Below are 19,152 nucleotides of genomic sequence, written 5' to 3'. Positions count from 1 at the left end.
GGGGCGTGGTCGGGGGGATGAAGCGTCTCGGCGCCCAGACAGGATCACCTGTGTAGTACCATCACTACATTCTGAATCGAGGTGCACGATGTTCACCATGAGCGCTCGAGAGTTCAATCAGTCCGTTGCGCGTGCGCAGCGTGTCGCCGACGGTGAGCCGGTGCTGATCACCAAGCGCGGCGAGCCGGCGTATGTGCTGCTCAGCATCGCGGAGTACGAACGGATCGTTCCAGCCCGACCGGGGTCGATGCTCGAGCTTCTCGCGATGCATGATGACGACCTCGCGAACGACGACGGCGCGTTCGACCGCATCATCGACGAGATCGTCGCCGACCGGAAGAACGACTTCGGTCGCCCTCCGATCGAGTTCTGAGCGATGTATCTGGTCGATACGAACACCTTCTCCGAGGCGCGGCGCGGGGGAGAGATCGGAAGCGCTGCGCGGACGTGGATGGAAGGAGTGGTCCCTGACGCCCTGCACATGAGTGCGATCACGGACTACGAGTTGGAGCTCGGAGTTCTCGGACTTCACAGACGCGACCCGCGGCAGGCGAGGGCGCTCAGGCAGTGGTTGAGTGTGATCCGCCAGAGCCTCGGCCCGCGCATCCTCCCCGTCTCTCCCGAGATCGCGCGGACGTGCGCCGCGCTCAACGTGCCGAATCGGCGGCCGTGGGCGGACGCGCTCATCGCCGCCACCGCACTGCACCACGGGCTGACCGTCGTCACTCGCAACGAGAAGGACTTCGACGTCCCCGGGCTCGCGGTGATCAACCCCTTCTCGAGCTGATCGGCCGGCGTCCGGCCCACGCGAGTACGCTCGATTCCGTGATCGAAGACATCAAGAAGCGCGCCCTGCACCGCACCAGCATCCTCGAGGGCCAGATGCGCGGCGTCGCGCGGATGATCGAGAACGAGGAGTACTGCATGGACATCATCACGCAGTCCCGTGCGATCCAGAAGTCCCTGGAATCCCTCAACAGGCTCCTGCTGGAGAACCACCTGCGCACGCACGTCACGCACATGTTCGAGGAGGGCGGCGACGAGCGCGACAAGGCGGTCGTCGAGCTCCTCAAGGCGTTCGACTTCGACTCGAAGTAGACGACTTGATCGCACGTTGATTCGTGATCTCGCAACGGAAATCGTTGCGAGAGGCCCAACTGACCTCGGTTTTCGCTGTACCTGATGCGGTTCGTGTGTTTGACTGTCCCCCAGTGATTCTCAATGGGGAGGCTTCATGCCCGATTCCACCGGCGGCGTCAGCATCGACGGCGTCACCAAGCTCTACGGCGCCGCCACGGCCGTCGACCATCTGACTCTCGACATCCAGCCCGGCGAGTTCCTCTCCCTGCTCGGACCTTCCGGCTGCGGCAAGACGACGACGCTCCGGATGATCGCCGGGTTCGAGTACCCGGATGCCGGCGACATCCGCATCTCCGGTCGCAGCGTCCTCGACCTGCCTCCGCACAAGCGCGAGGTCAACACCGTGTTCCAGGCCTACGCGCTGTTCCCGCACATGACCGTCGCCGAGAACGTGGCGTACGGCCTGCAGCAGCGCAGGGTGCCCAAGGCCGAGCAGCGCGAGCGCGTCGCCGAGGCTCTCGACATGGTGCAACTGCGCCGCTTCGCCGATCGCAAGCCCACCCAGCTCTCCGGAGGGCAGCAGCAGCGCATCGCCCTGTCGCGCGCGCTGATCAACCGGCCCAGCGTGCTCCTGCTCGACGAGCCACTCGCCGCCCTCGACCGTCAGCTCCGCGAGGAGATGCAGCTCGAGCTCAAGCTGCTGCAGGCGAGGCTCGGCACCACGTTCGTCTTCGTCACCCACGATCAGGCCGAGGCGCTGTCGATGAGCGACCGCATCGCGGTGATGCGGGCCGGCCGCATCGAACAGCTCGCCGAGCCCGCGGAGATCTACGCCGAACCGGCATCCGCGTACGTGGCGTCCTTCATCGGACAGCAGAACTTCGTGCACGGCGCCGTGCGCGCCGACGGCACCTCCCTCGACACCGGGATCGGCGTGATCGGCGGACGGTGGGGCGGCGAGAGGGTCGCATCGGGGCAGGCGGCGGTGGCCGCGATCCGGCCGGAGTACGTGCGCCTCGAGGCGGAGGGAGAGGCCGGCATCCCCGGTCGCGTCCTCGGGGTGTCGCACCTCGGCGAGACCCTGCAGGTCGCCGTGCAGGTCGGCGGCGAGTCCACCTTCCTCTCGAGGATGCCCGCCCCCACGGCGCCGCGGATCCAGGTGGATGACGATGTGCGCTGCGTATGGGACGCCGCGGACGTGCGGCTGTTCGCCGCCGACGGCATCCCCACCACGGCGACGCACGTCATCGCACTGCCGAAGGCCGCCGCATGACCGGGGCGCCCCCGGTGCGCGTGCTGGCGAACCGCGGCGCGGCGCACATCATCCGCACCGAGCTGACCAGGCGAGGGTTCCTCGCGACCGCGCTCGCCGCGACCGGGACGGTGCTGTTCACCGCGTGCGCTCCGGGCCAGGTCGGCGCAGCCCCGCAGGCTCACGGCGGTCCGCTCGAGGACAAGCTGTCGATCTACACGTGGAGCGACTACGACGCCCCCGAGGTCCTCGATGCGTTCAGTGCGAAGAAGGGGCCCAGGATCGTCGTCGATGCCTTCAACTCGAACGAGGAGCTGATCGCGAAGCTGGTCGCGGCGCGGGGCACCAGCGGATACGACATCGTCGTGCCCAGCGGCCTGTTCGTCACGCCGATGGCCGAGAACGGACTGCTCGAGGAGCTCGACCTCGACCTGATCCCGAACTTCGCCACGATGAATCCGAACTTCATCCATCGCTCCTTCGACCCCGGCAACCGGCACTCGATCTGCAAGGCGTGGGGCACGACCGGTTTCGTCTACGACCGGCGCGTCATCACCAGGGAGCTGACCGACTGGGCGGACTTCATCGATGCGGCGCAGAACGAGGCGTCGGGCAAGGTGTCGCTGCTCGACGATCCCGCTCCGATGTGCGGCATCTACTTCTGGTCGCACGGCATCGACTGGAACACCACGAGGAAGGCGGACCTCGACGCGTGCGAGAGATTCCTCGTGAAGGAGCTCGCCCCGCACGTCTCGACCTTCGACTCCGCGCCGGGAGGGCAGGTGATCCCGCAGGCCTCCGCCGCGCTCGTGCAGTCGTACAGCGGCGACGCGCGCACCGGCATGAACGAGTCCGACGACCCCGAACGCTGGCAGTGGGTGCTCGGCGCCCCCGCCACCGAGCTCTGGATGGACAACTGGGCGATCGCCAAGGGCGCACCGCACCCCGAGGCCGCCCACGCGTTCATCGACTTCATGATCGCGCCCGACGTGCAGCTCGCGCAGGTCGACTACATCGGCTACGACACGGGTGTGCAGGGCACGCAGAAGAAGGCGGAGGACGCCGGGCTCGAGAGGCTCGACATGGTCTACTTCGACGACGGGCAGGTGGAGACGATGCACGAGCAGGAGTTCACCGAGGCGCAGGAGCGGATCGTCTCGATCTGGAATGCGACGAAGGCGGCCGCCGGTGCGTAAGCTCAGGATCCGCTTCGGCCTGGCCCTCCCCGCGTGGGTGTGGCTCATCGTCTTCTTCCTCGTGCCGATCGGCGTGGTGATCTGGTACAGCTTCGGATACAAGCCGAGCATCTTCGCCACGAACTCGAACGACAGGCTGTCGTTCGATCGCTACATCGAGGCGCTGTCGCCGACCTTCTTCACGACGTTCCAGAACACGCTCTGGGTCGGCGTCACCGGCACGCTGCTGTGCCTCCTGATCGGCGCGCCCGTGGCCTACTGGATCGCGGTGAAGGCCGCGCCGTCGCGGAGGGGGATGCTCCTCGCCCTCGTCATGGTGCCGTTCTGGACGAACTTCCTGGTGCGGACCATCGGATGGCAGGTGATCCTCGCCCCCGAGGGGTGGCTCTCGCAGGCGCTGCAGTTCATCGGCGTCATCCCCGGCCCGCTCGAGATGCTCAACACCAGAGGGGCGGTGCTCCTCGGCGTCGTCTACAACTACCTGCCGCTGATGATCCTCCCGCTGTACGTCGCGTTCGACCGCGTCAGCGGACCGCTGCGCGAGGCGAGCAAGGACCTCGGCGCGAACAGCGTCACGACGTTCCTGCGGGTCACGGTGCCGATGGCGCGCCCCGGGATCATCGCCGGCATCCTTCTGGTGTACATCCCTCTCATGGGCGACTACATCACCGCCACCGTGCTCGGCGGCGCGAAAGGCAACATGGTCGGCCAGATCGTCGCCAGCCAGTTCCAGACGGCGCAGAACTGGGCGCTCGGTTCGGCGATGGCTGTGCTGCTCATCCTCACCATCGCCCTGTCGATCGGGGTGGCGGCGCTGCTGCTGTGGCTCGTCACGATCCCGGTGCGACGACGCAACCGTCTCATCCTCGGGGAGGCATCATGACCAGGCGCGGCATCACACGACACCTTCTGCCGATCTGGGCGACTCTGGTGTTCCTCTTCCTGTTCCTGCCGATCATCGTGATCATCGTGTACTCCTTCAACGTCGGTCGGCTGCTCGTGTCGTGGGACCACTTCGGGTTCGACTCGTTCGCCGCCATCGTCACGAAGCCCGCGATCCGCGACGCCGTCCTGGTGTCTCTGCGCACGGGCCTGCTCGCGGCGGTCTTCGCGACCGCCCTGGGAACGCTCGCCGGCATCGCCATGGCGCGGACGCCCGGCAGGTGGGTCGGCTGGTTCCTGGCGATGCTGCTGCTGATCTCGGTGACGCCGGAGATCGTGGACGCGGTGGCGCTGCTGCCGTGGATGGTGTTCCTCGGGCAGGACCTGGGGATGAGCGTCTTCAACGACGGCACGGTGCGGCTCGTCGTCGGGCAGTCGCTGTTCTCCATCGCAATCGTGTCGTACATCGTGCGGGCGAGGCTGGTGGGTCTGGACGCGCGGCTCGAGGAGGCGTCTGCGGATCTGTACGCCCCGCCGTTCCGCACGTTCATGAAGGTGACGCTGCCGCTCGCGATGCCGGCCGTGCTCGCCGGATTCCTGCTCTCGTTCACACTCGGGCTCGACAACACCGTCGTCTCGGCGTTCGTGCAGGTCTCGGGCACGACCCCGTGGCCGGTCTACGTGCTCAGCGCGCTGCGCAGCGGCCTGCGCCCCGAGATCGCCGCGGTGTCGACGATCATGCTGCTCGTGACGCTGCTGGCGCTCGCGCTGGTGGCCGTGGTGCTGAAGAAGGCCGGCGACTCCGCCACCGACATCGCCCGCACGATGGCGGGCGGCTGAGGGGTCTCCTCCCGAACGCGAGAACTCCTCCCGAACCTGTATGGCTCGGGAGGAGTTCTCGATGACGGGTCAGCTCGCGGCGTGCTCGTCCGCGACGGTGAGGGCCTCATCGATCGCGGACAGGCCGCGCACGAGCTCCTCTTCGGAGATGACCAGCGGGGGAGCGACGTGCACGCGGTTGAAGTGCGTGAACGGCCAGACGCCGGCCTTCTTCGCGGCGGCGGCGAAGGCGCCCATGGGCGCGGCATCCGCGCCTGAGGCGTTGAAGGGCACCAGCGGCGCGCGGGTCTCCCGGTCGCGCACCAGCTCGATCGCCCAGAACAGGCCGCGTCCTCTGACGTCGCCGACGCTCGGGTGCGTCTCAGCCCAGGATCGCAGCGTCGGCTCCACCACGCGGGCGCCGAGGTCGCGCACGCGCTCCAGGATGCCGTCACGACGGAACACCTCGAACGTGGCGACACCGGCAGCGCACGCGAGCGGGTGACCGGAGTAGGTCAGGCCGCCCGCGAAGGGCACGGTGTCGAACGCCTTCGCGATGGAGTCCGAGATGACGACGCCGCCGAGCGGGACGTAGCCCGAGTTCACGCCCTTCGCGAAGGTGATGAGGTCGGGCTTCGCGTCGAACGCGTCGATGCCGAACCACTCGCCCAGACGACCGAAGCCGACCATGACCTCGTCGGCGATGTAGACGATGCCGTAGCGGTCGCACAGTTCGCGCACGCCCTGCAGGTAGCCGGGCGGCGGGATCAGGACGCCGTTGGTGCCGACGACGGTCTCGATGATGATCGCCGCGATCGTCTGCGGACCCTCGAGCTGGATGGTCTGCTCGAGGTGGGCGAGCGCGCGCTCGGCCTCCTGTTCCGGCGTCTCCGAGTGGAACGGCGAGCGGTACAGGTACGGCCCGAAGAAGCGCACGGTGCCGGAGTCGACGGTGTCGTTCGCCCAGCGGCGAGGGTCGCCCGTGAGCGAGATCGCCGTGGCCGTGGAGCCGTGGTAGCTGCGGTACATCGAGAGCACCTTGCGGCGCCCGGTCGACTGCCGCGCCATGCGCACGGCGTACTCGTTGGCCTCGGCGCCGCCGTTGGTGAAGAAGACCTTCTCCATGCCGTCGGGCGCGACCTCGGCGATGAGCCGTGCGAGCTCACCGCGCACGTCGTTCGCCACGGACGGCTGGATGGTCGCCAGGCGCCCGGCCTGCTGCTGGATCGCCGACACGAGATCGGGATGCTGGTGTCCCAGGTTCAGGTTCACCAGCTGGCTGGAGAAGTCGAGGTAGGCGTTGCCCTGGTAGTCCCAGAACGTCGAGCCCTCGCCCGCGGCGACCGGAAGCGGGTCGATGAGGCCCTGCGCGCTCCACGAGTGGAAGACGTGCCCGCGGTCGTCCGCACGCACCTGAGCCTCGGCAGCCGCGTCGGGCAGCGCGTGCGCGGCTCCGTGTCGGTCGGTGTAGTTCGTCATGTCGGTGCCTTTCGAGAACCGTGTCCGATCAGTGGTTGCTGGGGAAGCCCAGGTCGATCTGCGAGGGGGTGTGGTCGGGCCAGCGGGTGGTGACCACCTTGGACCGAGTGTAGAAGTGCACCGACTCGGGGCCGTAGATGTGGGAGTCGCCGAACAGCGAGTCCTTCCAGCCGCCGAAGGAGTACGCGCCGATCGGCACGGGGATCGGCACGTTCACGCCGACCATGCCGACCTCGATGTCGAACTCGTACTGACGTGCGGTGCCGCCGTCGCGTGTGAAGATCGCGGTCCCGTTGCCGTAGGAGTTGGAGTTCACGAGTTCCACGGCGTCTGCATAGCTCTCCACGCGGACCACGGAGAGCACGGGGCCGAAGATCTCGTCCTCGTAGACCTTCATGCCGGGACGGACGTGGTCGACGAGGCTCACGCCGATGAAGAAGCCGTCGGAGTCGAACTGCTGAGTGGTGCCGTCGACGACGACGGTCGCGCCTTCGGCCGCTGCGCCCGTGACGTAGGAGGCGACGCGGTCGCGGTGCTCGCGCGTGATGAGCGGACCCATCTCGCTCGCGGCATCCGTTCCGTCGCCGATCGTGAGCCCCTGGATGCGCGAGGAGATCGCGGCGATGAGGTCGTCGGCGACGTCGCCGACCGCGACCAGCACCGAGACGGCCATGCAGCGCTCGCCGGCGGATCCGTAGGCAGCGGAGATCGCGGCGTCGGCCGCGGCGTCGATGTCGGCATCCGGCATCACGACCATGTGGTTCTTCGCGCCGCCCAGCGCCTGGACGCGCTTGCCGGCGGCAGAGGCGCGCTGGTAGATCGAGCGGGCGATGGGGGTGGATCCCACGAAGCTGATCGCGTTCACGCGCGGCGACTCGAGCAGCGCGTCGACAGCCTCCTTGTCGCCGTTGACGACGTTGAGGACGCCGGCGGGCAGGCCCGCCTCCTGGAAGAGCTTCGCGAGCCAGATCGCCGCCGACGGGTCCTTCTCGCTGGGCTTGAGGACGACCGTGTTGCCGCAGGCGATCGCGGAGGCGACCATCCACAGCGGCACCATGACCGGGAAGTTGAAGGGGGTGATCGCGGCGACGACGCCGACCGGCTGCTTCACGGAGTGCACATCGACGCCGCGGGCGACCTGCTCGCTGCGCTCGCCCTTGAGCAGGTGCACGAGGCCGGCGGCGAACTCGACGTTCTCGATGCCTCGCGACACCTCGCCCGCGGCATCCGACAGCACCTTGCCGTGCTCGTTCGTGACGATCGCGGCGAGCTCGGGGGTGCGCTCCTTGAGAAGCTGGCGCAGGCGGAAGAACACGTCGGCGCGCTTGATCAGGCTCGTCTCGCGCCACGCGGGCAGGGCAGCGGCAGCGGCGGCGATGGCGGTCTCGACCTCGGCGGTCGACGCGAACGCGACCTCCCTGGCGACCTCGCCGGTGGCGGGGTTGAAGATCTTGCCGGTGCGGGCCGCCTCGGCGGTCTCCGCTCCGTCGATGACGTGACGAACGATGTCCACGGTTCTCCTTCGAGCTGGAAGCGCTTATCGAACACTCTGACCGGGGTTCGATACGCTGGTACTTCTCAATGATCACAGAGGGGAACGGCGATCAGCGATGTCAGAACGTCAGGACTTCGGCGCAGATCAGACAGATCGTCCGGTGCGACGGGATGCGCTGCTGACCGTGGCGGATGTGCTCGCCGAGCCGGTGCTGCAGGCGGGCTCTCCGGAGGTGATCGTCGGGGGACGAGCCCTCGACGCCGAGGTGCGCTGGGCGCACGTCTCCGACAGCGCCGCCGTCGCCCGCCTGCTCGACGGCGGAGAGCTGCTGCTCAGCACCGGGGCGGGGTGGCCGTCGGATGCGGGGGAGCTGCGCTCGTTCGCACAGGCGCTGCATCGCGCCGGGATCGCGGGCATCGTCGTCGAGCTCGGCTCCGGGCACGCGCGCGTCCCCGCTCCCGTGATCGACGTGTGCGTCGAGGTGGAGCTGGCGCTGATCGCGCTGCACGCGGAGATCAAGTTCGTCACGGTCACCGAGGCCGTGCACCGGGCGCTGATCGCGGCGCAGACCGACGCGCTTCGTGAGCGCCAGCGACTGCACGAGCTGTTCACAGCGCTGAGCCTTCAGGGAGCCCCGGCCGACGTCGTGGTGTCGGAGACGGCGAAGGCGCTGGGCGCCCCGGTCGTCCTGGAGAACCTCGCGCACGAGGTGATCGCGCTGGAGGCGCTGCGGATGCCGGTGGCCGAGGCGCTGACGGATCTCGGGGAGGCCGATCGCGTCCCGGTGCAGGCGAGAGGGGTGCGGTGGGGGACGCTCCTGGCGCTGCCAGGACCCGCGCATCCTGCGGGTCGCCTCACGGTGCTGGAGCAGGGGGCGACCGCGCTCGCGTTCGGATGCCTCGCCGACGGCGGCGACGCCGAGTGGTCGGTGCTCGCCCAGAGCGGCATCATCGACGACCTGCTCGGGGCGCGGTTCGCGAGCCCCGACGACATCGCCGCGCGCCTCGCCGCCGGGGGCTTCGCCGTCGCGGATCGACAGTGCCACGGAATCGTCGCTCGCGGTGCACGCTCGGCCAGCGAGCTCGCGTATCGCGCCAGGCAGGCGGGATGCGCCGTCGTGGCCGCCCGGGTGGGCGACGACGACGTGGCGCTGCTGTCGCTGCCGGCATCCGTCGTGCTCACCGACGAGCTGGTGGTCCGCATCGCGGGCGGCGAGCGGGCGGTCTTCGTCGGACCACCGGCCGACGGCGTGCTCGATCTGCTCTCCTCCCTCCGCGCCGCGCGCGACCTGGCGGCGAGCGATCGCTCCGACGCGGGCGCTCGGGTGCGTCGCGTCGACGATCGTCCGCTCGAGCGCCTGGTCGCCTCACTGCGCGACGACCACCGCCTGCACGCGCACAGCGAGCGGATGCTCGCGCCCCTCGTCGCCTACGACCGCGAACGCCGAGGCGATCTGCTCGACGTGCTCGGCGCACTCGTCGCTCATCCGGGCAACCGCTCTGCGGCGGCATCCGCCAGCCATCTCTCCCGGTCGGTGTTCTACCAGCGGATCACGCTGATCGGCGATCTGCTGGACGCCGACCTCGACGACGGCGAGACGCTCGCGGCGCTCCACCTCGCGCTGCTGGCGAGGCGGAGCACCGCGGGGAGCTAGAGGACCCCCTGCGCGCGGGTCAGCACATCGCGGAGGATCTGCTCGATCTCGCGGAACTCGGACGGCCCGATCGTGAGCGGCGGTGCGAGCTGAATCACGGGGTCGCCGCGGTCGTCGGCGCGGCAGTACAGCCCCGCCTCGTAGAGCGCGGGGGAGAGGAAGCCGCGCAGCAGGCGCTCGGACTCCGCGTCGTCGAACGTCTCCCGGGTCGTCTTGTCCTTGACCAGCTCGATGCCGAAGAAGTACCCGTCGCCGCGGACGTCGCCCACGATGGGCAGGTCGCTGAGCTTCTCGAGCTCGGCGCGGAACAGGGGGGAGTTCTCCCGCACGTGCGCGTTGAGGTTCTCCTCGTCGAAGATCGCGAGGTTCTCCAGCGCGACCGCGGCCGACACGGGGTGCCCGCCGAAGGTGTAGCCGTGATAGAAGGTCGTGTCGCCCTTCGAGAACGGCTCGTAGATGCGGTCGCTGACGATGGTCGCGCCGATCGGGGAGTAGCCGCTGGTCATGCCCTTGGCGCACGTGATCATGTCGGGCACGTAGCCGAGTCCCGTGCACGCGAAGGTGTGGCCGAGACGACCGAAGGCGCAGATGACCTCGTCGGACACGAGCAGCACGTCGTACTTGTCGCAGATCTCACGGACCCTGGCGAAGTAGCCGGGAGGCGGCGGGAAGCACCCGCCGGAGTTCTGCACGGGCTCGAGGAACACCGCGGCGACCGTCTCCGGGCCTTCGAAGAGGATCATCTCCTCGATGCGGTCGGCGGCCCATCGTCCGAACAGCTCGATGTCGTCAGACGGCGCGCCCATCTCGGCGGCGCGGTAGAAGTTCGTGTTCGGCACACGGAATCCACCGGGGGTGACCGGCTCGAACATCGCCTTCATGGCGGGGATGCCGGTGATCGCCAGAGCGCCCTGCGGGGTGCCGTGGTAGGCGACCGCGCGCGAGATGACCTTGTGCTTGGTGGGCTGGCCCATCAGCTTCCAGTACTGCTTGGCGAGCTTGAAGGCGGTCTCGACCGCTTCGCCGCCGCCTGTGGAGAAGAAGACGCGGTTCAGGTCGCCCGGCGCCTCCTCGGCCAGCCGATCGGCGAGCTCGATCGCCGCGGGGTGGGCGTACGACCACAGCGGGAAGAAGGACAGCTCAGACGCCTGCTTCGCCGCAGCCTCGGCGAGCCGGCGACGGCCGTGACCCGCGTTGACCACGAACAGGCCGGCGAGGCCGTCGAAGTACTCCTTGCCCTTGGAGTCCCAGATGCGGTGGCCGTCGCCCTTGACGATGATGGGCACGCCCGACTTCTCCATCGTGGACTGCCGGGTGAAGTGCATCCAGAGGTGGTCTTTGGCCATCGCCTGGAGTTCGGCTTCGGTGGGTGTGGTGCTCATCTGGTCCCCCAGTTGTAGAGCTGCTTCTGCAGCTTGGCGTAGATGAAGGTCTCGGTCGACAGGACTCCGTCGATCGGTCGGATGCTGTCGTTGATCAGCGCGAGCAGATCGTCGTCGTCCTCGCACACGACCTCGGCGAGGATGTCGAACGAACCGACCGTGATCACGACGTAGTCGATCGCCTCGATCGCGGCGATCTCCTCGGCGACGACCCGGGTGTCGCCGGTCACGCGGATGCCGATCATCGCCTGCCGGCTGAAGCCGAGCTGCATCGGATCGGTCACCGCGACGATCTGCATGACCCCGGAGTCGGTGAGGCGCTGCACGCGCTGGCGGACGGCGGCCTCACTGAGGCCGACGACGCGCCCGATATCGGAGTACGAGCGGCGCCCGTCCTCCTGGAGCAGCTCGATGATCGTCTTGGAGACGTCGTCGAGGGTGGGGAGCTTCTTCGTCGAACCCATGGTGCGATCCTCGCATCACCAAGGGTCGATCGGCAACCGATTCCGCAGGAGAAATTCAGAAAATCTGCGAAATCGCGGGTTCAGGCCTCGATCGGCCCCAGCCACGCGCTCGCCGCCGTGGCGTGCGCGGACTCGGGGTCGGAGGGATGGAACGCCCCGGCGAGCACGTCGCGGTAGAGCCGCGACAGCTCGTTGGAGGAGAAGTACGATCCGCCGCCCGCCGTGAGCATCGCCTGGTCGACGACATGCTTGGCGGTGGTGATCGCACGATGCTTCACACCGGACAGCAGCGAGAACCAGCGGGCGCCGTGGTCTGCGCTCTCGTCGACGTCGCGCGCGAGCGCGGCGATCTGCGGCGGCAGCGCATCGTAGGAGAGGGCCATGTCGGCGATCCGCCAGCGGATGTCCGGGTCCTGGGCGTAGGGGAGGCCGGTCCTCTTCGAGGTGCGCTTCTGCGCGGTCAGCACCGCGAGATCGAGGGCGCGGCGCGCGATGCCCGTGTACACAGAGGCGAGCAGGATCTCGAACACCGAGAAGATGCCGAACACGATCGGATCGGGCGTGGGCCCGGGGTCGATGCGGCGGACCACGTGCGCGGCATCCGCCACCGCGCCCTTCAGCCGGGTGGTGCGCGACTGGGTCGCGCGCATGCCCAGGGTGTCCCAGTCGTCTCCGGTCTCGACGGCCGCCGTGCGTTCCACGAAGGCGAACACGAGCTTAGGGGCGTCGTCGCTCGTGGTGTCGAGCCCGTGCAGTCCGAGCTTCGTCCAGACCGGGGCCAGTGAGGTGAAGATCTTCGTCCCCGTGAAGGAGTAGCCGCCGTCTCCTGTCGGCTCGGCAGCGGTGTCGCTGCCGAACAGCACGAGGTCGTTGCCGCCCTCGCTGATGCCGAACGCGAAGACCTCCCCGGCGACGGCGCCGTCCTGCACGAACTCGAGACCAGGCACCCCGCGGTCGGAGAAGACCTTCGCGACGCCCGTCCAGACGAGATGCATGTTGATCGCCAGCGCGGTCGCCGGGGCCGCGCCGGCGAGCCGCTGCTGCAGGAGCGCGGCCTCGGCGAGACCCAGCCCCGCGCCGCCGCGCTCGGCCGGCACGAGGATCGAGAGGTAGCCGGCATCCCGCAGCTCGTCGAGGTCCTGCTGGGGGAAGGTGTTCTCGCGGTCGTGGATCGGTGCGCGCTCGCGGATGCGCTCCAGGAGGTCGTCGGGCAGGTACGCGGCGGGATCGAATTCGCTCATGACAGGGCCTCCAACAGGTGACGCACGGACTCCTCCGGCTTGTCGCGGTGCAGCGAGTGGCCGGCTCCCTCGACCACGCTCATCGTGAGACGCGGATTCGATGCGAGGATCTCCGCGGCCGAGTCTCCGGCGAACAGACTGAAGACGGTCGGATCCGCGGCGATCACGTGCGTGGGGACGGACAGCTGCGCAGCCTCTGGACGGACATCCCACGGCCGGTTCTGGACGCTCGTCTGCTCGACCGCCCAGCGGCTGGCGCGGTGCACGGCGTCCACCTTCAGCTCGACGTCCTGCGGGTGCCAGTGCGGATGCTCGTCGCGCACGGCGTCGATGCGGTTGTCGGCGAACGCGCGCTCCTGGCTCTTGCGGATGACGTTCGCATCGCGTCCGTCGAGCACGATGGCAGGATCGATGAGGACGAGTCGGAGCGTCCATCCGGGAGAGGATGCCGAGGCCACCGTGCCGGAGGCGCCGCCGAGGGAGTGGCCGATCACGGCATCCCAGGCCCCGTCTCCCTCGGGGCGGGTCGCCGCGAGATCGGCGGCGTACGCCGCGATCGTGTAGTCGAGGGAGCGGGGCGCGTCTCCGTGACCGCGCAGGTCGACGGCGGTGGCGTGCCATCCGGCCCCGGCCAGGGCGTCGCCCAGACGCCACATGAGAGCGGCCGAGGAGCCGAGACCGTGCACGAGGAGCGCTCGTCTGGAGGACGCGGGATCTCCCCAGGAGATGCGGGGGAGGCTGAGCGGCGCGGGCATGAGCCCAGCTTACGATCCGCTCAGGACGGGGTGACGGCGAGCGGCTCCGTGTCGGGGCGGGGGCTCGCGTCGCGGCCTCGTAGGTCGGGGAATGCTCGGACGAACACGATCGACACCACCAGCCCGACCGCGGCGAACAGTGTGGCCGCGAGGTACGCCCCGCGCCAGTCGGTGACGTCGACGAGGAAGCCGGCGACCGCGGAGCCCGCAGCCGCGCCGATGAGCTGACCGGTGCCCGCCCAGCCGAACGCCTCGGCGGTCTCGCTGAACTTCACGCTCGCCGAGGTGATCGCGAAGAGCATCGCGAGGGCGGGGGCGATGCCGATCCCCGCGAGGATCAGGGTGCCGCCGAGCCAGAACACGTTCAGCATCACCATCGTCAGCGCGAGGCCGACCGTGACGATCAGCAGTCGCCTGGCCATCGCCCAGGGGCCGATGGGGAGGTGGCCGAACGCGAGTCCGCCCGCCAGGCTGCCCGCGGAGAACACCGCGAGGACGAGCCCCGCCTCCAGGCTTCCGTGTTCGAAGGTGGCGACGACGCCGACCTCGACCGCGGCGCACGCGCCGATCAGGAGGAAGCCGATCACGGTCGCCAGCATCACCGGCGGCTTGAGCACGACAGTGCCGAGGGGGTTGCGGCTGCGCGGGATGCGGACGCGGCCGACCTCGGGGGAGAGGATGAACCACGAGCCGCCGCCGACCAGCACGATCGCCACGAGCAGCAGGCCCTCCACCGTGCCGATCTGCGTGGACACGAGGGTGATCACCACCGGAGCGAGGATCCAGATGATCTCCTGCAGGGAGGCGTCGAGGGAGAAGAGCGGCGTCAGCTGGGACGAGTTCACCAGCTTGGGGTAGATCGTCCGCACCGCTGCCTGGATCGGCGGGGTGGAGAGCCCGGCGATCAGACCGAGGATCATGTAACCCGGCAAGGTGAGAGGCAGCAGGGCGAGACCCAGGACGGCGACGACGCACACGCTGAGCGTGAGAGTGAGCACGCGCCGCATGCCCCAGACACCCATCCACCGACTCGTGATCGGGCCGGCGACGGCCTGGCCGACGCTGGTCGCCGCGAGCACGAGACCGGCGGCGCCGTACGAGCCGGTCTGCTGCTCGACGTGCAGCAGGATCGCGAGGGAGCTCATCCCGTTCGGGAAGCGCGCGGTCAGCTGAGCAGCGATCATGCGCGCCACTCCCGGCGTGCGAAGAAGATCCCGGTATCCCGCCACGGGTCAACGCTACCGGGCGGCGGGGACACGGAGGAACCCGCGTGTGCGCGTCGCGCACGGCGCTTGCCTCCCGGTGAACGGCTGATCGCGTCCTCTTGCTCCCTCGCGGGCACGCGCGCGAACGTGGACCGCGGACCCGGCGCCCGGTCGGGTCGCCGAGGAGGACCCGATGACCCAGGTGCTGAGAGCCCGACGAGGAGCTGTTCCGGCCGAGGCGACGGCTGGATTCTCCTCCTTCCGCGCCGACGAGGCGGAGGCCCTGTGGGGCGCGCTGCGTCGCCACACCCTCGAGCTGAGCTGCGGAGACGGCGACCGGGATGCCCGCCGCGCGGCCGTGGGGGAGGTGCTCGACGTCTGGCTGGACGACGTGCTCGCCGTCGAGGAGCCCGGAGATGAGGAGTCGTCCTGCACGGTGCGGCTGCCGAGCGACGACACCGACCTCGTCCTCGCCCTGCTGACGAGGGGCTTCGCTCCCGTCACGATCGACGCGGCCCGCAGGCTGTCCTCCTCCGGCCGATCGGATGCCGCGCACGGACTCGCCGCCGTGCACGGACTCGGAGACGGGGCGCTGCTGCGTGCGGCCTCGGCATCTGACGCCCCGGCGCTCGCCGCCTTCGACGCCCTTCTCCTCTCCCATGAGGCCGACTTCGGCGCCGTGTTCCGCAGGCAGGGGGCGGAGCAGCTGCTTCTGGCGTCGATGACGGATCGACTGCGGTCCTGGCCGGACTGGACGTGGTTGATCGAGCAGGACGGCGCGGCGCTCGGCTACGTGCACGCCTTCCCCGACTCGGAGACGCCCGGCTCTCCGCCTCGCGCCTACCTCGACGCCATGTACCTCGCCCCGGATGCGCGCGGAGCCGGACTCGGCCGGAGGGTGGTCGACGCCGTCCACGGCATCCTCGCGGGGGAGGGCGCGGGCTCCGTGCGGCTCGACTACTCGGTGGCGAATCCGCAGTCGGGGCCGTTCTGGTCGCGCCTCGGCTACCGGCCAGTCACGACCACCTGGCAGCGTCGTCCGTCGGTGCGCTGAGGTCCGTGTCGCGGACACGCCGCGACACGCCGGAACGCAGTTTCCACAGAAAATCGAATGTCGGATGCCGCGCGTAGCGTGCCCCCTGTGGATGGATCCGAGCGGGTCTCTCCGGAGCCGCGAGTTTACGCGTTTCGACGCCCGGTTCGACACCCTCGGGGCTGTGGAAGAAACGGTGGAGAACCTGTGTTGTATCGGTGGAGAACGGTGGAAAACTACACGGATGTAACTACTACCCCTTGTGGTCGCCTCCAATGTCCGTCCCTATATGTAGTATTGAACTCCCGGCGGGGGTCTGCCGGATAAACCAGAGATTTGAGGGGATTCACGATGTCGATCACGGTCTACACGAAGCCTTCCTGCGTTCAGTGCAACGCCACCTATCGTGCGCTGGATGCCAAGGGCATCGAGTACGAGATCCACGACCTGTCGGAGGACCCGGCGGCGCTCGAGCAGGTCAAGTCGCTCGGCTACATGCAGGCGCCGGTCGTCGTGACCGATGAGGACCACTGGTCGGGCTTCCGTCCCGACAAGATCGACGAGCTCGCGTCCCGTCTGGCCTGATCACCCATGAGCGCCGTCGCGACCGCTGCGCCGCTCCTGGTCTACTTCTCCAGCGTGTCGGGCAACACCGCACGCTTCGTCGAGAAGCTCGGGCTTCCGGCCCGTCGTATTCCGCTTCGACCGCAGGAAGAGCCGCTCGTCATCGACGAGCCGTTCGTGCTCATCACCCCCACCTATGGCGGGGGTGAGGGGCGCGGCGTCGAGCGCGGAGCCGTGCCCAAACAGGTGATCCGGTTCCTCAACGACGAGAACAACCGGCGTCACATCCGCGGAGTCATCTCCGCGGGCAACACCAACTTCGGCGAGTCCTTCTGCCTCGCCGGCGAAATCATCAGCCGCAAGTGCCACGTGCCTCACTTGTACCGGCTCGAAATCTTCGGCACACAGGACGATGTCGATCGGGTGACCGACGGATTGGAACGACGGTGGGTATTGCAGTCGACGAGCACGCAGAGCGTGACGCAGTGACCGAGACGGTGGCCTTCAAGGCGAACCCCTCTTATGAGGGGCTCGACTATCACGCGCTCAACGCGATGCTGAACCTGTACGACGCGGACGGCAAGATCCAGTTCGACGCCGACAAGCGCGCGGCGCGGGAGTACTTCCTGCAGCACGTCAACCAGAACACGGTGTTCTTCCACTCGCTCAAGGAGCGGCTCGACTACCTCGTCGAGAAGGAGTACTACGAGCCCGCCGTGATCGAGCAGTACTCGATGGAGTTCATCCAGAAGCTCAACGACCTGGCGTACGGCAAGAAGTTCCGCTTCGAGACGTTCCTCGGGGCCTTCAAGTACTACACGAGCTACACGCTCAAGACGTTCGACGGCAAGCGCTACCTCGAGCGCTTCGAGGACCGCGTCGTGATGACCGCCCTGGGTCTCGCAGACGGCGATGAGAAGCTCGCCGTCGCGCTGGTCGAGGAGATCATCTCCGGCCGCTTCCAGCCGGCGACCCCGACGTTCCTCAACGCGGGCAAGGCTCAGCGCGGCGAGCTCGTCAGCTGCTTCCTCCTGCGCATCGAAGACAACATGGAGTCGATCGCCCGCGGCATCAACTCCGCCCTCCAGCTCTCCAAGCGCGGCGGCGGCGTGGCGCTGCTGCTCTCGAACATCCGCGAGGCGGGTGCGCCGATCAAGCAGATCGAGAACCAGTCCTCCGGCATCATCCCCGTGATGAAGCTGCTCGAAGACTCCTTCAGCTACGCCAACCAGCTCGGTGCCCGTCAGGGTGCCGGCGCGGTGTACCTCAACGCGCACCACCCCGACATCATGCGGTTCCTCGACACCAAGCGCGAGAACGCCGACGAGAAGATCCGCATCAAGACGCTGTCGCTCGGCGTCGTCGTGCCCGACATCACGTTCGAGCTCGCGAAGAACGGCGAGGACATGTACCTCTTCTCGCCGTACGACGTCGAGAAGGTCTACGGGGTGCCCTTCGGCGACATCTCCGTCACCGAGAAGTACCGCGAGATGGTCGACGACCCTCGCATCAAGAAGACGAAGATCAACGCGCGCGAGTTCTTCCAGACGATCGCCGAGATCCAGTTCGAGTCGGGCTACCCGTACATCATGTTCGAGGACACGGTGAACAAGGCCAACCCGATCAAGGGCCGCATCAACATGTCCAACCTCTGCAGCGAGATCCTGCAGGTGAACACGCCGACCACGTACAACGACGACCTGTCGTACGACCAGATCGGCAAGGACATCTCCTGCAACCTCGGCTCGATGAACATCGCGCTGTCGATGGATGCCGATGACCTCGGCCAGACGGTCGAGACGGCGATCCGCGCGCTGAGCGCGGTCAGCGACCAGAGCCACATCCGCTCCGTGCGCTCGATCGAGGACGGCAACGACCGCTCCCACGCGATCGGCCTCGGCCAGATGAACCTGCACGGCTACCTCGCTCGCGAGCACGTGTACTACGGCTCCGAAGAGGGCATCGACTTCACGAACATCTACTTCTACACGGTGCTGTTCCACGCGCTGCGCGCCTCGAACAACCTCGCGATCGAGCGCAAGCAGGCCTTCGACGGCTTCGAGGACTCGACCTACGCGTCGGGGGAGTTCTTCGACAAGTACATCGATCAGGCGTGGGTGCCGGCGACCGAGAAGGTCAAGGAGCTCTTCGCGGGCAAGCACATCCCGACCCAGGAGGACTGGGTCGCGCTCAAGGCGTCGATCCAGGAGCACGGCATCTACAACCAGAACCTGCAGGCCGTGCCGCCGACCGGTTCGATCTCGTACATCAACAACTCGACGTCGTCGATCCACCCGATCGCGTCGAAGATCGAGATCCGCAAGGAAGGCAAGCTCGGTCGCGTCTACTACCCGGCTGCGTTCATGACGAACGACAACCTGGAGTACTACCAGGACGCGTACGAGATCGGCTACGAGAAGGTCATCGACACGTACGCCGCCGCCACGCAGCACGTCGACCAGGGCCTGTCGCTGACGCTGTTCTTCAAGGACACCGCCACCACGCGCGACATCAACAAGGCGCAGATCTACGCATGGCGCAAGGGCATCAAGACGATCTACTACATCCGTCTGCGTCAGATGGCGCTCGAGGGCACCGACATGACCGAGTGCGTCTCCTGCATGCTCTGACCTGTCCCTGAACCCGAGAAA

The 19,152-nt window shown here is 68.1% G+C and carries 19 protein-coding genes; 12 read left to right on the top strand and 7 right to left on the bottom strand.

The window, feature by feature from the left end:
- The first annotated feature begins 97 nt into the window (after positions 1-97).
- The 7 genes from ACFVRO_RS18665 to ACFVRO_RS18635 all read left to right on the top strand — a co-directional run bounded on the left by ACFVRO_RS18665 (position 98) and on the right by ACFVRO_RS18635 (position 5,250).
- Positions 98-373: a type II toxin-antitoxin system prevent-host-death family antitoxin gene (locus ACFVRO_RS18665; protein ID WP_386955183.1), complete on the top strand. Its 276-nt coding sequence runs from the start codon at positions 98-100 to the stop codon at positions 371-373.
- A gap of 3 nt (positions 374-376) precedes the next feature.
- Complete coding sequence (locus ACFVRO_RS18660) at positions 377-787, top strand: type II toxin-antitoxin system VapC family toxin (protein ID WP_386955180.1); 411 nt, start codon at positions 377-379, stop codon at positions 785-787.
- 38 nt (positions 788-825) lie between these two features.
- Positions 826-1,098: a metal-sensitive transcriptional regulator gene (locus tag ACFVRO_RS18655; protein WP_105672353.1), complete on the top strand. Its 273-nt coding sequence runs from the start codon at positions 826-828 to the stop codon at positions 1,096-1,098.
- Positions 1,099-1,234: 136 nt separating this feature from the next.
- On the top strand, positions 1,235-2,353 hold the full coding sequence (locus tag ACFVRO_RS18650) for an ABC transporter ATP-binding protein (RefSeq protein WP_223586093.1): 1,119 nt from the start codon (positions 1,235-1,237) through the stop codon (positions 2,351-2,353).
- On the top strand, positions 2,350-3,528 hold the full coding sequence (locus ACFVRO_RS18645) for a spermidine/putrescine ABC transporter substrate-binding protein (protein WP_386955177.1): 1,179 nt from the start codon (positions 2,350-2,352) through the stop codon (positions 3,526-3,528). Before ACFVRO_RS18650 ends, ACFVRO_RS18645 begins: the two co-directional genes overlap by 4 nt.
- Positions 3,521-4,411 (top strand): ABC transporter permease, encoded by an 891-nt coding sequence (locus ACFVRO_RS18640; RefSeq protein WP_386955174.1) that lies wholly within the window; start codon positions 3,521-3,523, stop codon positions 4,409-4,411. The genes ACFVRO_RS18645 and ACFVRO_RS18640 overlap by 8 nt, the downstream gene beginning before the upstream one ends.
- Positions 4,408-5,250, top strand: coding sequence for an ABC transporter permease (locus ACFVRO_RS18635; RefSeq protein ID WP_223586094.1), 843 nt, complete (start codon positions 4,408-4,410; stop codon positions 5,248-5,250). The genes ACFVRO_RS18640 and ACFVRO_RS18635 overlap by 4 nt, the downstream gene beginning before the upstream one ends.
- A gap of 69 nt (positions 5,251-5,319) precedes the next feature.
- On the opposite strand, the gene ACFVRO_RS18630 is transcribed toward ACFVRO_RS18635, so the two are convergent.
- A complete protein-coding gene (locus ACFVRO_RS18630; RefSeq protein WP_386955170.1) occupies positions 5,320-6,708 on the bottom strand; it encodes an aspartate aminotransferase family protein in 1,389 nt (462 codons plus the stop codon).
- Between the two features lie 28 nt (positions 6,709-6,736).
- Positions 6,737-8,221 (bottom strand): CoA-acylating methylmalonate-semialdehyde dehydrogenase, encoded by a 1,485-nt coding sequence (locus ACFVRO_RS18625; protein WP_386955167.1) that lies wholly within the window; start codon positions 8,219-8,221, stop codon positions 6,737-6,739.
- A 97-nt stretch (positions 8,222-8,318) separates the two neighbouring features.
- Here ACFVRO_RS18625 and ACFVRO_RS18620 point away from each other — a divergent pair, with 97 nt between their 5' ends.
- Positions 8,319-9,857: a PucR family transcriptional regulator ligand-binding domain-containing protein gene (locus ACFVRO_RS18620; RefSeq protein ID WP_386955164.1), complete on the top strand. Its 1,539-nt coding sequence runs from the start codon at positions 8,319-8,321 to the stop codon at positions 9,855-9,857.
- Here ACFVRO_RS18620 and ACFVRO_RS18615 read toward each other — a convergent pair.
- The 5 genes from ACFVRO_RS18615 to ACFVRO_RS18595 all read right to left on the bottom strand — a co-directional run bounded on the left by ACFVRO_RS18615 (position 9,854) and on the right by ACFVRO_RS18595 (position 14,883).
- The gene (locus ACFVRO_RS18615) at positions 9,854-11,239 is read right to left on the bottom strand and encodes an aspartate aminotransferase family protein (RefSeq protein ID WP_105672345.1); all 1,386 of its coding nucleotides are present in this window, start codon (positions 11,237-11,239) and stop codon (positions 9,854-9,856) included. The two genes, ACFVRO_RS18620 and ACFVRO_RS18615, sit on opposite strands and share 4 nt — an antisense overlap.
- Positions 11,236-11,703 carry an Lrp/AsnC family transcriptional regulator gene (locus ACFVRO_RS18610; protein WP_105672344.1) on the bottom strand — a complete coding sequence of 156 codons (468 nt, stop codon included), beginning with the start codon at positions 11,701-11,703 and terminating at the stop codon, positions 11,236-11,238. Before ACFVRO_RS18610 ends, ACFVRO_RS18615 begins: the two co-directional genes overlap by 4 nt.
- A gap of 80 nt (positions 11,704-11,783) precedes the next feature.
- On the bottom strand, positions 11,784-12,944 hold the full coding sequence (locus ACFVRO_RS18605) for an acyl-CoA dehydrogenase family protein (protein WP_386955162.1): 1,161 nt from the start codon (positions 12,942-12,944) through the stop codon (positions 11,784-11,786).
- Positions 12,941-13,699, bottom strand: coding sequence for an alpha/beta fold hydrolase (locus ACFVRO_RS18600; protein ID WP_386955159.1), 759 nt, complete (start codon positions 13,697-13,699; stop codon positions 12,941-12,943). Before ACFVRO_RS18600 ends, ACFVRO_RS18605 begins: the two co-directional genes overlap by 4 nt.
- Before the next feature lie 20 nt (positions 13,700-13,719).
- On the bottom strand, positions 13,720-14,883 hold the full coding sequence (locus ACFVRO_RS18595; protein ID WP_263294797.1) for an MFS transporter: 1,164 nt from the start codon (positions 14,881-14,883) through the stop codon (positions 13,720-13,722).
- 214 nt (positions 14,884-15,097) lie between these two features.
- Here ACFVRO_RS18595 and ACFVRO_RS18590 point away from each other — a divergent pair, with 214 nt between their 5' ends.
- From ACFVRO_RS18590 to nrdE, 4 genes are all read left to right on the top strand, one after another.
- Positions 15,098-15,958: a GNAT family N-acetyltransferase gene (locus ACFVRO_RS18590; RefSeq protein ID WP_386955157.1), complete on the top strand. Its 861-nt coding sequence runs from the start codon at positions 15,098-15,100 to the stop codon at positions 15,956-15,958.
- A gap of 330 nt (positions 15,959-16,288) precedes the next feature.
- Entirely contained in the window at positions 16,289-16,522 is a 234-nt protein-coding gene (gene nrdH, locus ACFVRO_RS18585) for a glutaredoxin-like protein NrdH (protein ID WP_067118559.1), read from the top strand.
- A gap of 6 nt (positions 16,523-16,528) precedes the next feature.
- A complete protein-coding gene (gene nrdI, locus ACFVRO_RS18580; protein ID WP_386955155.1) occupies positions 16,529-16,990 on the top strand; it encodes a class Ib ribonucleoside-diphosphate reductase assembly flavoprotein NrdI in 462 nt (153 codons plus the stop codon).
- On the top strand, positions 16,987-19,131 hold the full coding sequence (gene nrdE / locus ACFVRO_RS18575) for a class 1b ribonucleoside-diphosphate reductase subunit alpha (RefSeq protein ID WP_386955152.1): 2,145 nt from the start codon (positions 16,987-16,989) through the stop codon (positions 19,129-19,131). Before nrdI ends, nrdE begins: the two co-directional genes overlap by 4 nt.
- The last annotated feature ends 21 nt before the right edge of the window (positions 19,132-19,152 follow it).

Origin of the sequence: Microbacterium sp. NPDC057944, assembly GCF_042887445.1 — a bacterium.
Lineage (GTDB): Bacteria > Actinomycetota > Actinomycetes > Actinomycetales > Microbacteriaceae > Microbacterium > Microbacterium natoriense.
Note: the sequence above shows the minus strand (reverse complement) of the source record. Positions and strands in the feature narration are given on the sequence as shown.

What these genes read in the sequence shown, in the direction of transcription:
- ACFVRO_RS18665 (WP_386955183.1), top strand. Translation starts at nt 98, where the DNA reads ATGAGCGCTCGAGAGTTCAATCAGTCCGTTGCGCGTGCGCAGCGTGTC.
- ACFVRO_RS18660 (WP_386955180.1), top strand. Translation starts at nt 377, where the DNA reads ATGTATCTGGTCGATACGAACACCTTCTCCGAGGCGCGGCGCGGGGGA.
- ACFVRO_RS18650 (WP_223586093.1), top strand. Translation starts at nt 1,235, where the DNA reads ATGCCCGATTCCACCGGCGGCGTCAGCATCGACGGCGTCACCAAGCTC.
- ACFVRO_RS18645 (WP_386955177.1), top strand. Translation starts at nt 2,350, where the DNA reads ATGACCGGGGCGCCCCCGGTGCGCGTGCTGGCGAACCGCGGCGCGGCG.
- ACFVRO_RS18635 (WP_223586094.1), top strand. Translation starts at nt 4,408, where the DNA reads ATGACCAGGCGCGGCATCACACGACACCTTCTGCCGATCTGGGCGACT.
- ACFVRO_RS18630 (WP_386955170.1), bottom strand. Translation starts at nt 6,708, where the DNA reads ATGACGAACTACACCGACCGACACGGAGCCGCGCACGCGCTGCCCGAC.
- ACFVRO_RS18620 (WP_386955164.1), top strand. Translation starts at nt 8,319, where the DNA reads ATGTCAGAACGTCAGGACTTCGGCGCAGATCAGACAGATCGTCCGGTG.
- ACFVRO_RS18615 (WP_105672345.1), bottom strand. Translation starts at nt 11,239, where the DNA reads ATGAGCACCACACCCACCGAAGCCGAACTCCAGGCGATGGCCAAAGAC.
- ACFVRO_RS18610 (WP_105672344.1), bottom strand. Translation starts at nt 11,703, where the DNA reads ATGGGTTCGACGAAGAAGCTCCCCACCCTCGACGACGTCTCCAAGACG.
- ACFVRO_RS18605 (WP_386955162.1), bottom strand. Translation starts at nt 12,944, where the DNA reads ATGAGCGAATTCGATCCCGCCGCGTACCTGCCCGACGACCTCCTGGAG.
- ACFVRO_RS18600 (WP_386955159.1), bottom strand. Translation starts at nt 13,699, where the DNA reads ATGCCCGCGCCGCTCAGCCTCCCCCGCATCTCCTGGGGAGATCCCGCG.
- ACFVRO_RS18595 (WP_263294797.1), bottom strand. Translation starts at nt 14,883, where the DNA reads ATGATCGCTGCTCAGCTGACCGCGCGCTTCCCGAACGGGATGAGCTCC.
- ACFVRO_RS18590 (WP_386955157.1), top strand. Translation starts at nt 15,098, where the DNA reads ATGACCCAGGTGCTGAGAGCCCGACGAGGAGCTGTTCCGGCCGAGGCG.
- nrdH (WP_067118559.1), top strand. Translation starts at nt 16,289, where the DNA reads ATGTCGATCACGGTCTACACGAAGCCTTCCTGCGTTCAGTGCAACGCC.
- nrdI (WP_386955155.1), top strand. Translation starts at nt 16,529, where the DNA reads ATGAGCGCCGTCGCGACCGCTGCGCCGCTCCTGGTCTACTTCTCCAGC.